At 56.3% G+C, this 13,463-nt stretch carries 16 protein-coding genes and 2 tRNA genes; 9 read left to right on the forward strand and 9 right to left on the reverse strand.

Annotated elements, in window-relative coordinates:
- Window positions 1-9: 9 nt before the first annotated feature.
- From MBOO_RS09575 to MBOO_RS09590, 4 genes are read left to right on the forward strand one after another with little or no spacing between them, the layout of a single operon-like run.
- Entirely contained in the window at window positions 10-498 is a 489-nt protein-coding gene (locus MBOO_RS09575; RefSeq protein ID WP_012107404.1) for a gamma carbonic anhydrase family protein, read from the forward strand.
- Window positions 491-1,792: a CoB--CoM heterodisulfide reductase iron-sulfur subunit A family protein gene (locus tag MBOO_RS09580; RefSeq protein WP_052291915.1), complete on the forward strand. Its 1,302-nt coding sequence runs from the start codon at window positions 491-493 to the stop codon at window positions 1,790-1,792. The genes MBOO_RS09575 and MBOO_RS09580 overlap by 8 nt, the downstream gene beginning before the upstream one ends.
- Window positions 1,789-2,835, forward strand: a complete 1,047-nt coding sequence (gene mtnA, locus MBOO_RS09585) for an S-methyl-5-thioribose-1-phosphate isomerase (protein WP_012107406.1) — start codon at window positions 1,789-1,791, stop codon at window positions 2,833-2,835. The genes MBOO_RS09580 and mtnA overlap by 4 nt, the downstream gene beginning before the upstream one ends.
- A 2-nt stretch (window positions 2,836-2,837) precedes the next feature.
- Entirely contained in the window at window positions 2,838-3,551 is a 714-nt protein-coding gene (locus MBOO_RS09590) for a DUF116 domain-containing protein (RefSeq protein WP_012107407.1), read from the forward strand.
- On the opposite strand, the gene MBOO_RS09595 is transcribed toward MBOO_RS09590, so the two are convergent.
- The 4 genes from MBOO_RS09595 to MBOO_RS09610 form a co-directional block, all read right to left on the reverse strand.
- Window positions 3,516-3,929, reverse strand: coding sequence for a bactofilin family protein (locus MBOO_RS09595; protein ID WP_157677664.1), 414 nt, complete (start codon window positions 3,927-3,929; stop codon window positions 3,516-3,518). The two genes, MBOO_RS09590 and MBOO_RS09595, sit on opposite strands and share 36 nt — an antisense overlap.
- Window positions 3,930-4,009: 80 nt before the next feature.
- The gene (locus MBOO_RS09600) at window positions 4,010-4,849 is read right to left on the reverse strand and encodes a geranylgeranylglycerol-phosphate geranylgeranyltransferase (RefSeq protein ID WP_012107409.1); all 840 of its coding nucleotides are present in this window, start codon (window positions 4,847-4,849) and stop codon (window positions 4,010-4,012) included.
- Between the two features lie 92 nt (window positions 4,850-4,941).
- Window positions 4,942-5,499, reverse strand: coding sequence for a hypothetical protein (locus MBOO_RS13605; protein ID WP_012107410.1), 558 nt, complete (start codon window positions 5,497-5,499; stop codon window positions 4,942-4,944).
- 115 nt (window positions 5,500-5,614) lie between these two features.
- Window positions 5,615-5,689 (reverse strand) — tRNA-Arg (locus tag MBOO_RS09610).
- 64 nt (window positions 5,690-5,753) lie between these two features.
- On the opposite strand from MBOO_RS09610, the gene MBOO_RS09615 reads away from it, so the two are divergent.
- The 3 genes from MBOO_RS09615 (at window position 5,754) to MBOO_RS09625 (ending at window position 8,476) form a co-directional block, all read left to right on the forward strand.
- Entirely contained in the window at window positions 5,754-6,878 is a 1,125-nt protein-coding gene (locus MBOO_RS09615; protein WP_012107411.1) for a tRNA (guanine(10)-N(2))-dimethyltransferase, read from the forward strand.
- A 62-nt stretch (window positions 6,879-6,940) separates the two neighbouring features.
- On the forward strand, window positions 6,941-7,627 hold the full coding sequence (locus MBOO_RS09620) for a hypothetical protein (protein WP_012107412.1): 687 nt from the start codon (window positions 6,941-6,943) through the stop codon (window positions 7,625-7,627).
- Window positions 7,628-7,837: 210 nt separating this feature from the next.
- Window positions 7,838-8,476: a hypothetical protein gene (locus MBOO_RS09625; protein WP_232385598.1), complete on the forward strand. Its 639-nt coding sequence runs from the start codon at window positions 7,838-7,840 to the stop codon at window positions 8,474-8,476.
- A 56-nt stretch (window positions 8,477-8,532) separates the two neighbouring features.
- Here the strand turns inward: MBOO_RS09625 and MBOO_RS09630 are convergent, their stop codons facing one another.
- Window positions 8,533-9,648 (reverse strand): OBG GTPase family GTP-binding protein, encoded by a 1,116-nt coding sequence (locus MBOO_RS09630; RefSeq protein ID WP_012107414.1) that lies wholly within the window; start codon window positions 9,646-9,648, stop codon window positions 8,533-8,535.
- 15 nt (window positions 9,649-9,663) lie between these two features.
- Between MBOO_RS09630 and MBOO_RS13985 the strand changes: the two genes are divergently transcribed.
- Together MBOO_RS13985 and MBOO_RS09635 are read left to right on the forward strand one after the other, a co-directional pair.
- The gene (locus MBOO_RS13985; protein WP_157677666.1) at window positions 9,664-9,870 is read left to right on the forward strand and encodes a hypothetical protein; all 207 of its coding nucleotides are present in this window, start codon (window positions 9,664-9,666) and stop codon (window positions 9,868-9,870) included.
- A gap of 29 nt (window positions 9,871-9,899) precedes the next feature.
- Window positions 9,900-9,974, forward strand: a tRNA-Glu gene (locus MBOO_RS09635).
- A gap of 141 nt (window positions 9,975-10,115) precedes the next feature.
- Here the strand turns inward: MBOO_RS09635 and MBOO_RS09640 are convergent.
- From MBOO_RS09640 to MBOO_RS09660, 4 genes are all read right to left on the reverse strand, one after another.
- The gene (locus tag MBOO_RS09640) at window positions 10,116-11,096 is read right to left on the reverse strand and encodes a hypothetical protein (protein WP_048068429.1); all 981 of its coding nucleotides are present in this window, start codon (window positions 11,094-11,096) and stop codon (window positions 10,116-10,118) included.
- Between the two features lie 364 nt (window positions 11,097-11,460).
- Complete coding sequence (locus tag MBOO_RS09645) at window positions 11,461-11,736, reverse strand: type II toxin-antitoxin system RelE family toxin (protein WP_012107416.1); 276 nt, start codon at window positions 11,734-11,736, stop codon at window positions 11,461-11,463.
- A complete protein-coding gene (locus tag MBOO_RS09650) occupies window positions 11,733-11,969 on the reverse strand; it encodes a DUF7557 family protein (protein ID WP_012107417.1) in 237 nt (78 codons plus the stop codon). The genes MBOO_RS09645 and MBOO_RS09650 overlap by 4 nt, the downstream gene beginning before the upstream one ends.
- Window positions 11,970-12,466: 497 nt before the next feature.
- Window positions 12,467-13,357 carry a tetratricopeptide repeat protein gene (locus MBOO_RS09660; protein ID WP_157677668.1) on the reverse strand — a complete coding sequence of 297 codons (891 nt, stop codon included), beginning with the start codon at window positions 13,355-13,357 and terminating at the stop codon, window positions 12,467-12,469.
- Window positions 13,358-13,463: the final 106 nt, after the last annotated feature.

The raw sequence follows: 13,463 nt of genomic DNA on the forward strand, positions 1-13,463 counted from the left end.
ATTATGGGTATGGATAAGAGGATCGCAGGCACGCCGCTCTGGTGTGCGCCGAATGCAACGGTGATAGGCAGCGTGACCTTGGGAAAGGATGTCGGCATCTGGTACGGGGCAGTGATCCGGGCAGACAAGGACCGGGTCATCATCGGCGACCGGTCAAATGTCCAGGACAACTGCGTGGTCCACACAAGCGCTGCATTTCCGACCACGATCGGGTGCGATGTCTCCGTGGGTCACGGAGCGATCCTCCACGGGTGCACCATAAAAGACCGGGTGCTGGTCGGCATGGGTGCTATTGTCCTCAACGGTGCCGTGGTGGGAGAAGATTCCCTGATCGGCGCGGGAGCTGTAGTTACCGAGGGCATGCAGGTACCGCCCGGTTCGGTCGTGCTCGGGGTCCCGGGGAAAGTCCTCAAAACTACCACCGATGCCCAGAAGGCACACATCCTCGAAAACGCGCAGTCCTACGTCAGGCTCGCCGGGGAATATGCCCATGGGTGACGCGGTCGTGATCGGAGGCGGCGTTGCCGGCATCCAGGCAGCGCTCGACCTCGCAAACCACGGTATTACCGTCCACCTCATTGAGCGGGAGCCCACGATAGGAGGGCACATGGCCCAGCTCGACAAGACCTTTCCCACAAACGACTGCTCCATGTGCATCCTCTCACCCAAGATGGTGGATGTCCAGCGGCACAAAAACATCAGGATCCATACCCTTGCAGAAGTGGAACAGGTCGAGGGAAAGGCCGGTGATTTTAAGGTAACCGTCCGCGAACACCCGCGCTATATCGACATGGTGGCCTGCACCGGCTGCGGCGACTGCATCGAGGTCTGCCCGGTCGAGGTGTATAACCGGTTCGATGCCGGGGTAGGGGTTCGAAAAGCAATCTACAAACCCCATCCGCAGGTGGTACCCGACCGCGTAGTCAAGGACAATGAGCACTGTATCGAGTGCGGGCTCTGCTATGATTCGTGCGGCCCGCAGGCGATCCTGCGCGAAGATACGGAGAAAGAGACCATCATCACCGCATCGACAATTGTCGTTGCCACCGGTTACGATGTCTTTGACGCACAAAAGAAAGGCCCGCTCGGGTACCTGAAATATCCCGATGTGATAACAAGCCTGGAACTGGAGCGGATGATCAATGCCAGCGGGCCGACCAGCGGGAAAATCCGGCGCTTAAGCGACGGCAGGGAACCCGAAAGTATTGTCTTTATCCAGTGCGTGGGTTCGCGGGACGCCCCCTTACGCCGGCCCTGGTGCTCCTGTGTCTGCTGCATGCAGGCAATGAAAAACGCAATGCTTATCCGGGAGAAGCACCCGGAGATCGCAGTCACGATCTTCTACATGGACGTCCGTGCCTACGGCAAGGGGTACGAGGAGTACTACGAGCGGGCAAAGAGTGTCGGTGTAAAGTTCCTGCGCGGGATGCCCTCCGATCTCCATGCAGACGCCAGCGGAACCGGCCTCTCCTTCCAGGTGGAGAACACCGAGACCGGGGAGATCGAGGTCCTCCGCCCGGGCCTTGTGGTGCTCTCGGTGGGAATTGAGCCCTCGGGTGCCACCGCGGCACTTGCGGAGAATCTCGGCCTTCCACTTGAGGAGAGCGGGTTTTTGCGCTCTCTGCATGACGCTGTCGATACCGCGGGGACGGTCCGGCCGGGAATCTTTGTTGCCGGTGCGGCAGTCTCTCCCAAGGATATCCCCGACAGCGTGGCCTCGGGCGGGGCTGCGGCCATGCGGGCATTTGCAGGGGCAAAAAAGAAAACGGCAGCGAGGGCGCGATCCCGGTGAAGGAGACAAAGACACTCTGGTGGGACGAGTCCCTCGGGGGCATCCGGTACATCGACCAGACCCTCCTTCCCACGGAATACGCAATCGCTGGGTGCACGGACATAGACCAGCTCATCACCGCGATACAGCGGCTGGAGATCCGGGGAGCACCGGCCCTTGGCGTTGCCGGGGGATACGGGGTGGCCCTTGCCGCACGTACCTGCACCGGGCCCTCGTTTGATGATTATGCCCGGGCCGTGCTGCGTGCTGCCGACCGGATCCGGGAGAGCCGGCCTACCGCGGTCAACCTGAGCTGGGGTGTGGACCGGGTGGTGGCCCGGTTCCTTGCAGCAAACGATGAGACATCCGCCAAGACCGTCACTCTTGCCGAAGCTGAATCAATCGCCGCGGATGACACCCGCTGCTGCCATGCTATCGGGGAGCACGGGGCAGCCCTCCTCCCCGACCAATGCACCGTGCTCACCCACTGCAATGCCGGGGCCCTTGCCTGCTCATCGTGGGGGACGGCGCTCGGGGTGATCCGGTCTGCGGTTGCGGCAGGAAAGCAGGTAAAGGTGATCGCCTGCGAGACCCGCCCGCTCCTGCAGGGCGCACGCCTCACCGCGTGGGAACTCGCCCGGGACGGGATCGATGTCACGGTGATCACCGACTCTACTGCCGCACACATGATGCGGAGCGGGGCGATCGATGCCGTGATCGTAGGAGCGGATCGCATCACCGGGGATGCTGTCTTCAACAAGATCGGTACCTACATGCATGCCGTCTGCGCAAAACACCATGTAATTCCCTTCTATGTGGCAGCCCCGCTCTCGACCTTCGATGCCACCCGCAAGGAGTCGGAGGTCACCATCGAGGAGCGGGGACGCGGTGAGCTCGCGGTGGTGGGGAACCGGACCCTCATTCCCGAGGGTGTCCCGGTAAAGAATTACGCATTCGATTCCACCCCCATGGACCTTGTCAGCGCGATTGTAACCGAACAGGGCGTTGTCCGCCCGCCCTTTGATATCGGGGCACTTCTTTCCCGTTCCGGCCCGGTGCCCTGACCATGTCGCTTTTTGATATCGACCTTACCCCCTGGCACAGCCTCATGTACATCATCGGGGAGATTACGGTTCTCTTTATCCTTGGGGCCCTTCTGGTATCGTTCATCCTTGTGGTCATCTCCCTGTACTCGATACGGCGGGGGCACCTCTACTTCCCCACGTTCATCAAAGCGGGGATCGTGTTCCTGGAAGGCTTTATGAAAGCATTCTTCCGGCTCCTGGGCCTTGAGGACCGGGAGATGCTTACCTTCTTTATCAAGATCCACAACACGATGAACACGAGCGCATTCTCGAAGATCCCGCTTGCAGAGCGGGCGATCTTCTTCCCCCAGTGCCTGCGGTCCGCAAAGTGCCCGGCCCACCTTACCCCGGAAGGGCTCAAGTGCGTGAACTGCGGGGAGTGTACCGTGGGGGAGGCCAGGGCCCGGCTCGAACAGATGGGATACCGGGTCTTTATCATCCCGGGCTCGTCCTTTATCAAGAGAATGGTGAAAAAATATCATCCCCGGGCGATCATCGGGGTTGGCTGCCTGACTGAGGTAAAAGAAGGGATCGACATGGCCGACAAGATCGGTCTTGTTGCCATGGGCGTGGTAACCATAAAAGAAGGGTGCGTGGAGACACTCGTGAACTGGCAGGATATCTATGACGTGGCAATCCTCGGGCTCGACCCAAAGGCCTCAGTTCCCGAGGACCTTCATGCTCTTGCCGGTTAACTTCCCGCTTTTTACCTTCCCGTGGACGATGATGGTATCGGCACTGGTCACGTCGCCGACATGGACATCAGGGCGGAGCATGACCTTTCCCCCCGCCGTTACCGTGTAGACCACGCAATGGTCAAGCAGGCTCACGTCCCCGGCAGAGACCAGGGGACCCTTGATCCGGGCATGGCTTCCGATGATTGCGCTCCCGCATTCCACGTCAAGGGCAACACTGGATTTTTTGCCCAGCTCCAGCCGCCCGGTCACCACGAGCCGGCCCCAGAAATGGGTCCGGGCCGGCACGATGAAATCGCCGTCAATCCTGACATTTCCTTCGTAATACGCCCCTTTTGGGGCATAAAACGTGCTGCCTTTCTGGATGACGCGTGCCATGCGGGCCATGTGTATATCAAGGTAGATGAGGCATGACCTTGGGCATAAAGGTTGTTGTTACGTAAAACAGACGTTATAACTTACAGGAATACCGCAGAAAGCGTGAAAACGACAAGGGATGCAAACATCCCCAGCTTGAGGAGCGTTGTGGATCCAGTGGCTTTAAGGGATACAGGATCGGTGCAGCCCAGAGAGCGCCCGGCTGCAAAAAGGATTACCAGATCGACTGCCGCGATCCCGGCAAGGTACCAGCCCCCCCACCAGAGGTACGGGACTGCGCTTGCCGCGATGGCAAATGCAGTGCACGCAAAGGCGATAAGCGCAGTCTTACGGACACCGATCCGGATGGCAAGGGTGTCAGCCCCGTGGGCCCGGTCCCCCTCAATATCCTCGGCGTCCTTCAAGAGCTCGCGGGCAAGCATGGCAAGGAAGGTGATGGCCGCAATCGGGAGCATGTCGAGAAGTGCGTGCCACCCGGCGTACGCCCCGCCAAAGAGAAAGATGCTTGCCGAGAGAAAGGCAACCGCAGCGTTCCCGAAAAACGGCGTGCTCTTGAGCCGGGCGGCGTAGAGGACAAGGAGCAGGGCGTTCACAAGAGCAATGCCCATGCAGAGGGGCGTGGTGAATACACTTACCGCAAGGCCGAGAAGGAAGAGGGAAAACGCCCAGGCAAGCGCTGCGTTCCGGCTGACAGCTCCCGACGGGATAGGGCGATCGGGGCGGTTGATCGTGTCGATCGCGGCATCGAAATAATCGTTGATAACGTTCCCGGCAGCAGTTACCAGGAGTACAACTGCCATGAGCAGGAGGACGCCGTACACAAGCGTCCCGGTCGCGATCAGGTACGCGACAATGGCTGCAAGGCCGGCAACAACCGAGTTGGCCGGGCGGGTAATGGCAAAAAAGCCCCTGACTCCCATATACAGGATCCGGTTCGGGCTTGCCAGATATTAACCTGCGTACCCGTTGACGGAGGATGGCCTGGTATCAGGAGGCCCGGGCAGGAAAAAAGTCAGGGGAAATCCGCCGGATCCAGCGTCCACGTGGCCGAGAAACTGGCCGGGGTCTGGTTACCGGACGGTTCGGTGAAGAAGTTCACTGTCAGAGCAGCTCCGTTTTTCAGGGACTGGTAATCCTGGTCGGAAGTAATCGTTACATAGTCCCTTCCTGACGCTGGCTGTCCCGGCCCGAGAGGAGGAGTCTCTGACCCGTCACCGCCATGGGAAACCCCGATGCCGCCAAATGAGGACCCTTTTGCATTGGTCAGGGTGCTGTACCATTGCAGCTGGAGAGGGGTTGTTCCCGTATCGGTTACCCGCACAAAAATATCCACCTCGTGACTGCCGGATGGCAGGACGGTTGTGGATATCTGGTCGATACTCGCGTTGAAGGAGTACGTCCCGTTCGTGAGGCTGATCACGCGATCCTGATCAACTGCTGCCTGACCCGATGCGCCGGCAGCGGATGATGGCACGGTTGTTCCGTTGCTTCCCGTGCCGGATGTGCACCCGGCAGCAAGAATCAGGCCGATACAAGCAAGAGCACAAAGACAAATGATTACGGTCTTCATGATTTTTCTCCGGTCTGTATTTTTTCCGGATATTTTTTGTGTTTTTCCATAAAATCCTGTCGAAAAACAGAGCCGGGAGATGCGGGTGAAGGCAGGGAAAAAAGTGCCGGAGAGACGGGCGAGGGGGGATTTGAACCCCCGACCATTAGCTTAGGAGGCTAACGCTCTATCCGGACTAAGCCACTCGCCCACTGCTCATACCAATTGCGGGGGAATATGTATAAGTTTTGCGCGCTGCAATCTCTCTCCTCACCATGGACGTTATCGAGGCCACGGAAGGCACAACAACGTTTCTTGTCCCGGTGCAGGACAGCACCGGGCAGTTCCCGCCCGGAACAGCCCCGGTCTTTTTCAACCGCCGTATGGAGCTCAACCGGGACGCAACTGTGCTCCTCCTTTCGGTACTCCAGCCGTCCGATTACCTGGATGCCATGGGGGCTACCGGTGTCCGGGGGCTCCGGGTAGCACACGAGGTCGGGATCCCGGTCACCATCAACGACCGGGACCCGGAGGCAATCCCCCTGATCCGGGAGAACGTGGCCCGGCTCGGGCTTCCCGTTACCGTCACCTGCCGGGATGCCTGTTCGCTCCTTTTCGAGCAGGCATTTGACGCGGTGGACATCGACCCCTTTGGAACGCCGGCGCCCTTTACCGATGCCGGGATCCGGGGCACGCGAAGGTTCCTGCTCCTGACTGCCACCGACACAGCACCACTCTGCGGGGCACACCTTAAGGCCGGGATCCGCCGGTACTTTGCCCGCCCGGGAAACACCGGTTACCACGGGGAGGTGGGCCTTCGGATCCTCCTTGGGTTTGTTGCCCGGGAGACCGTGAAGTACGATCGGGGGATAGAACCGCTCTTCTGCTTTGCCCGGGAGCATTTCGTTCGCCTCAATCTCCGCCTTACCCGGGGGCCAAAAGCCGCTGACCGGACCATTGAAAGGCTCGGGTTTATCCTGCAGTGCCCCACCTGTGCCTACCGCGAGGAGCTGCCCGGGATGTTTCCTCCCGCTGCCACCTGCCCCTTCTGTGGAAAGCCGCTGCGCCCCATCGGGCCGCTCTTTTTGGGGGCGATCTCCTCTGACGAGATCCTGGGGCAGATGCAGGCCCGGCTCCCAAGCTGCGGACTTGGGACACAAAAAGAACTCGAAAAACTCCTTACCACCTGCCGGGAGGAACTACCCACCTCCAGCCATTATGATTACCACCGGGTAGCACAACAGCTCGTGGTCTCCCCGCCGAAGATCGAAACTCTCCTGGAAGCCCTGCGGTCGGCCGGTTTTGACGCAAGCCGCACACACTATTCCGGCACCGGGGTAAAGACCAATGCCCCCCTTCCGGTACTTTACGATGCAATCCGGGGCAAAAACGAGCCGTAACCGGTAAAAAAACGGTTCGGAACGTTTATGGGCAGACCCGTTCCAGACTCCCCCGTGGAACCATGAACGGGAATAAGGCTCGTGTTACGATCACAGTTATCGGAGGGATCCTGCTGGGTCTCCTTGTCATTTCCGCGGGGTGCAGTTCAACGGGCGGGAATGCACCGACGACTGCTGCAATAACTACGCCGGTTACGACCCTCCCCCCCGCTGCAACATCCGCAAGCCTGGTGGAGACAACAATCATTCCGGTGACAACAACACCGCCGCCCTACCAGGTGTACACAGATCCCACCTACCCGCTGACCATGGACTACCCTGCGGGATGGGTCTATAACCAGCCAGGCAACTTCACCATGGAAGACTACGGGAAGATGACCCGCAATATCGCCAACTTCTATTCCCCGAATGCAACCCAGGTGACCTACCGGACCTTCAGCGTGGACGTCGATCCCTCGCCCGGCTCGGACCTTGAGGATTACTTCAACCACGCAACTGTTGCCCTGGGAAAGACCTACGATCCCCTCACCGTTACCCGGCACGACGCGATGTACACGGTATCCGGGTACCGGGCGTACCGGCTTGATTTTACCAAACCGGACAACACAAACGAGATCGTGGTTTTCACGATCACCCCGGATAACGTGGGCTATATCTTCACGTACAATGCCATGGAGGACGCGGATTTCCAGACCCTGATGCATTCGGTCAACATTACCAGCGTTGCCGCTGCTACGACAAACATGTAAGTGGTCTCCCTGCAATCCCCAAAAAATCGTATTTTTGACCCCAGGTGTCGGAAGTCCCCTATCGTGCTCCCGGTGCCCCGGGACGCGATCCGGGCCAAAAACTGCCTGTTACCAGGAGAAACGCCGGTTCAAAACGTTTATGGGAGAAAGCGTTCCAGACTCTCCCGTGGAACCATGAACGGGAAACTGGCAGGTGGACGTATTGCAGTTATGGGAGGGATCCTGCTGATCCTTCTCGTTCTTTGTGCGGGCTGCAGTACCAAGACTGATAGTTCACCGCTGGCAGCAGCAACGAGCGGTCCGGGTACAAGCTTGCCCTCACCTGCTCCGTCCGCCTCCATCGTACAGACAACGATCATTCCCCTGACCGCAACCCCGGTGCCAAACCAGGTTTATACCGATCCCAAGTACCCACTGACCATGAACTACCCCCAAGGCTGGGTTCTTAACCAGCCGGGAGACTGTTCCCTGCGGGACTACGGGCGGACCACCTGCAATATCGTCAACTTCTATTCCCCTGATAACCCGGCATACCGCATCTTCAGCGTGGATGTTGATCCCTCGCCGGGATCAAGCCTCGAAGATTACTTCAACGCTGCTACCGCGACTTTGAGCAGGAACTACGCACCAGTCTCAAATCTCCGCCCCACATCCATTTACCATGTTTCCGGGTACAAGGCGTACCGCTTTGATTTTGTAAAACCGGACAACTCGGTTGAGATCGCAGTCTTTACGATCACGCCGGACAACACCGCCTATATCTTTACGTACAATACCATGGAAGATTCTGACTTTGACTCCATGATAAAGTCGGTCAACATCACCTCCGCTGCTGCCGGCGCAGCATAACGGTAAACAGGTGCAAAAAAAGGATCGCTTTCCTGCCGGGGCAGGAGAAGCGGTTTCTAGTGCTCGATGATGATGGTGAGGATATCACCATCAAGAAGCGGGTGGGTGAGGCCTACCCTCTGGCCGCCGTGCTTGACCGAGTCGCCCCAGATCCGGGCGTACCGGAACCGGCGCACGAAGTCCCGGTGGAGCTTGGTACAGACCGTCTCGACCGTGCTTCCCGTCCGGATGATGAGCGGCTCTTCGAGATCGGCCTCGCCGCTCTGGGGTTTTAAGTAGACCCGCATGAAACCGAGGCAGTCGTAGATCGCGTCCTTGAGCTCCTCCATGTGGTACCCTGCATGGGCGGAGATCATGATGGGCGGGTTTGCGAACCGGGCCGCGATATCGTGCTCGATCTCCAGGTACCGCTCCTTATCCACGAGGTCCACCTTGTTGACCGCAATAAAAGCGGGAACGTACACGCGGTTCCCCTGGAGGGCATCGATAAGGTCGTCCTGGGAGGCGTTCCCCCTGATGAGCACATCGGCGTTCATCATCTTGCTCTCGGAGAGGATCGATCGCACATCATCGATATCGAGATCCAGGGTCCCGACAGCCGCGAGCCGGATCCCGCCGACAGAGGATTTCTTGATGGTGATATCGGGTTTTGGCACGTTGATCCGGATACCCGCATCGTAGAGTTCTTTTAAGAGCACTTCGACATGCCGCTCGTTGAAGACATCCACAAGGATGATGATGATGTCGGCGCTCCGCACGACACCGATGACTTCCTTGCCGCGCCCCTTCCCCATGGCAGCACCGGCGATAAGTCCCGGGATATCGAGCAGCTGGATCTTCGCCCCTTTGTGTTCAAGGGCGCCGGGCACCACCGTAAGCGTGGTAAACGCATACGCGGCCACGGCACTGTCGGTACCGGTGAGCTTATTTAAGAGTGTGGATTTACCCGTGGACGGGAAACCGACAAGCACCGCAGTTGCATCGCCGGACTTCTTGACTGAGTAGCCTTCCCCGCCACCGCCCGATTTCATCGCACGGTTAACGGCTTCATCGCGGAGCTTGGCTATCTTTGCCTTAACCCGCCCGATGTGCTTGGATGTAGCCTTGTTGTACGGAGTCTTTACCAGCTCCGCTTCCAGTTCGGCTATCTGCTCTTCAAGACTACCAGCCATTTCTCATATTAATCGATGCCCGTTCGGGATATAGTTGTTCATGGGAACAGCCCGTATTCCTGCCGGATCCACCGGGCCGAGCCGGGGCAGAACAAGACCCGGTGCATACGGATCCTGCTTCTGGGGGAGATCCAGGACCCGGGTGAGACCCAACCCCTGCCGCGCCTTCCCCCACATCGGCAGTACCGGCAGGGCGATGGCATTCGGGCAACCTTTAAGTAAGTCCATCGCCCATGTTATTGGGCAATTACGCTGCTATAGTGTAGACCGGCCAATCATGCGAGCCTCTCACGCTCGCGACAGGGGTTCAAATCCCCTTAGCAGCACTCGAACACTCATGGTTTAATGCTCTTTTGATGAGAGTTCACGTCCAGCATCTATTATTTACGGATCACGATTAATATTTGATAAATTGTGAAATATATTTTTATGTTTCTTCAATTGATGCGATTCTAAACATTGAAATCTCATCTACCCGGGACACGATACAAGGCCCGCTTTTTCTGCTTTTTTTGCTCCTCTCGATCACTTTCTGTTAAATTAACGGTTCTCCATTTCAAGTTTGAGTATATCCATCGAGGTTGATACCCAACCTCTTTTACGAGACGAGGATGTGATAAAAACGAAGGTGCCAACAGCCGGGGTTTACCCACGCCTTCTTCAATCGATTTCTCCTTTTTCAAATCAATAATATAGTAATCAATATCGTTCACAAAAATTTCATTCTCAAACGAATCTTTACAATACAATGAAAATTTTACACAAATATAAGGCAATTCATTTTTCAAATAGATTTTTGCAATCTGTTCTAAAGTATATCTCCTAGGTTTGTAATTTTGAAGGAGATCTGCTCTTTTATGTTCCAAAAATTCATATTTCAGGTTATTATTGAAATCATCATCAAGCATATAGACTGGCTCAATTTCAAAGGGCATCCAGTTTTCAGATGGTAATAAGTAGGAATCGCCAGTTGGCCGCTTTAAAAAAGTAATTCCTTCAATAGGTTTGTATTTAGAAGTTTTTTCCCCATCAAGCACTCTCTCTGGATCATAATAAGTGACATCTACAGTTTGGTCGAGTCTTTTCCTAAATATATCTTTAACAAGGCGTTCAGTTACATACGGCCAGCCAAAATCATGGAGCCATTTCATATGTTTAATGTCATCCGTCTTATCGACAGAGAAACAGTACGTAGACACTCCCAATTCAAAAGCAGGAGTATTCCCAACATTTTTCAAGCTAATTTTTAATTTATTTTTATCAACTGAACAATTACCAATTTCTAAAATAGGTCGATTCTGAGAAAGAAGAAATGAGGTCTGTTCTTGGAAGGATTTCAATTGAGATTGAGTAATTTTGATATTTCTATAAGCATAAATCGCAAGCAGAATTGTTCCTAACGCCACGAAAACATTAACAACCACAGATATGTCATCAACCAATGGCATATGGAAATAAATGCATCGAGCATTATAAAAACGCGATCCTCGTTTATGGATTCTCAACAATCATTACAATTCAATACTACACTGTAAGAAGAAGTAAATTTAGATTTACTACTCATTCAACAAAATCTGTCTCATTTTTTTCTGTTGAATAAAATCTGCCCAATATAGAAGGAGTTCAGCAAACGAGACAATATATTTCCCTCGAACTTGCTTTGCTAATGGTCGCTCGGGCGCCTCTTCGGGCAAGAGCCTTGACGAATAATTCCGGATCCCGGTAAGTGCGTAGCGCAAAACCCGACGAGGCGTTTTGCGCGTCAGGCATCGTTACGATATCCCCCGGTAAGAATGACCGTCCCCGGGGCGCTTAAAAATCACGGTATGCACTCTTCCGATATTCCACCTCAAGGACATGAATAATTAAAACATCATCATGGATCGACAAAAATGCCCGTAGACCCCTCCGGATCCTGACGGAATAGACGGGATGCAGGGGATGGGAGCCCTTGATCTTTTTGATATGGTGATAGGGTTCTTGGCTGATCGCATGGATCTTCCGGATAACCTGCCGGGCAAGTTCGGGAGGAAGCCGGCCGAGATCGCGGTCGGCCCGGTGCGTATACCGGACCGCGTAACCGCTCATTTAACCCCGTATTTTTTCATGACCTCTTTCTCGGCAATCAGGTTGCCTTTCCTGACATCCCCAAGGGATTCTTCGAGTCCTGCTATGGTCTCTTCGCTTAAGGGTTCCTCATCCACCGCGAGCGTGACCAAGCGCTCGATGACATCGTTGTATGATTCCTTGGGGTGACGTTTCAGGGAGTTGAGTTGATCCTTGAGATCTTCCCGGATGTAAATGGTGGTCGCGGCCTGCATGGTAATACTACTATGCACCTATAGGTGTTATAAGTGCCTGTAGGGGAGATAAACGGTCTGGATGGACCAAAGAGTTCCGAAAAAGTCCGCCCCACCCATCATCACGATCAGGGACCCCCCCCTTTTAAAAAAATCAGACACCCCCCTACCCCCCACATGGGGGTCTGCACAAAAAGAAGCCGGACCCTCTTGACCCAACGTAAAGGGGGACCCCCTTTGCATATTCCAGTTTCCCGACCTGCATTTCCACTGGATGCTCCGGTGAGAGGGGATTGGGGGTCCCCTTTTACTCAATGATCAGGGGGTCCTCCTTGATCTGATCATAAAGGGGAGTCCCTTCGCGAAATTCGCAAATCAAAGGTACCCCCCTACCCCCCACGGGGGGGCCGCACGAAAAGAAGCCGACCCCCCATTGACTCAAAAAAAGGGGGCCCTACCCCCCGCTCATGATGGGGAGGGCCGGGTTGCCGGACAAAAAAAGATGGTGCGGCCCCGGGTTATGCAGTGGTTGTAGCGTTTGTCGTGCTGTTGTCCGATGACAGGGCCGGGGTTGAAGCCGGTATGATTGCCACGACATCCAGCGCGCCGTAGGGCTGGGTGGTGGACGCAGTCTGGACGAGCGTACCGTCGGAATAGATGCTCACCGTCAGGTTATCCCCGGAGCCATCGTTCTTGTTCACCGAGGCCGTGATGTACCCACTGTTCGTCCTTGGGATCTGGTAGAACTGGTCCCCGGTGTTCGGATGCGCCTGCAGGCTGCCGGCCAGCTGCTGCAGGTTGCCGGGCGTACCCACGTTCCCCGAGAAGAGCTGGTCGTAGCTGACCTCCACCCAGACCCCGGTCTGCGGGATACGGGTCGGGGTTGGCGTCGGCACCGGGGTAGCGGTCGGGAGGGGTGTCGGGGTCGGAGTTAGGACAGGAATCGGGGTCGGGACCGGGGTGGGAGTCGCAATCGGGAGAATGGCCGCCGCACCACCGGGATGGAGGATCGCAAGGACTCCGATAGTACCCGCGACCGCGATCACCGCCACCGCAATGATCAGGATAAAGGGGCGCATCTGGCCGCGTGTTGCCGCGCTATCAGGTGCGAGAGGGCCGGAGGATTCAGGAGGAAGGGTGCCTCCCGACTCGCTGATAAGGCCCTGGACCACCTTCTTTGCCTTCTTTGCATTCGCGTGACCGGGATCCAGGGCCAGGGCATGGTTGATGGACTGGAGTGCCCCTGAATAATCCCCGGTCTGGATCTGGGCAAGCCCCCGGTTGTTCCACCCCTCCGTCAGCTTCGGGTCAAGGACGAGGGCCTTATCGAAGGCGGCAATCGCGCGGCGAAAATCCCCCTTCCCGTACAGGGCCACACCTTCAGCAAACAGGCTCTCTGCATCTTCCATGATGATAAGGGCAACCTGATCGGATATAGGGATTGTGACAGGAAGCAGGAACGGGACACCGGCCAAAAACAGGCAGGACCCGGCAATAACTTCATAAACTCAAAGC

Source organism: Methanoregula boonei 6A8, assembly GCF_000017625.1.
Classification (GTDB): Archaea; Halobacteriota; Methanomicrobia; order Methanomicrobiales; family Methanospirillaceae; genus Methanoregula; species Methanoregula boonei.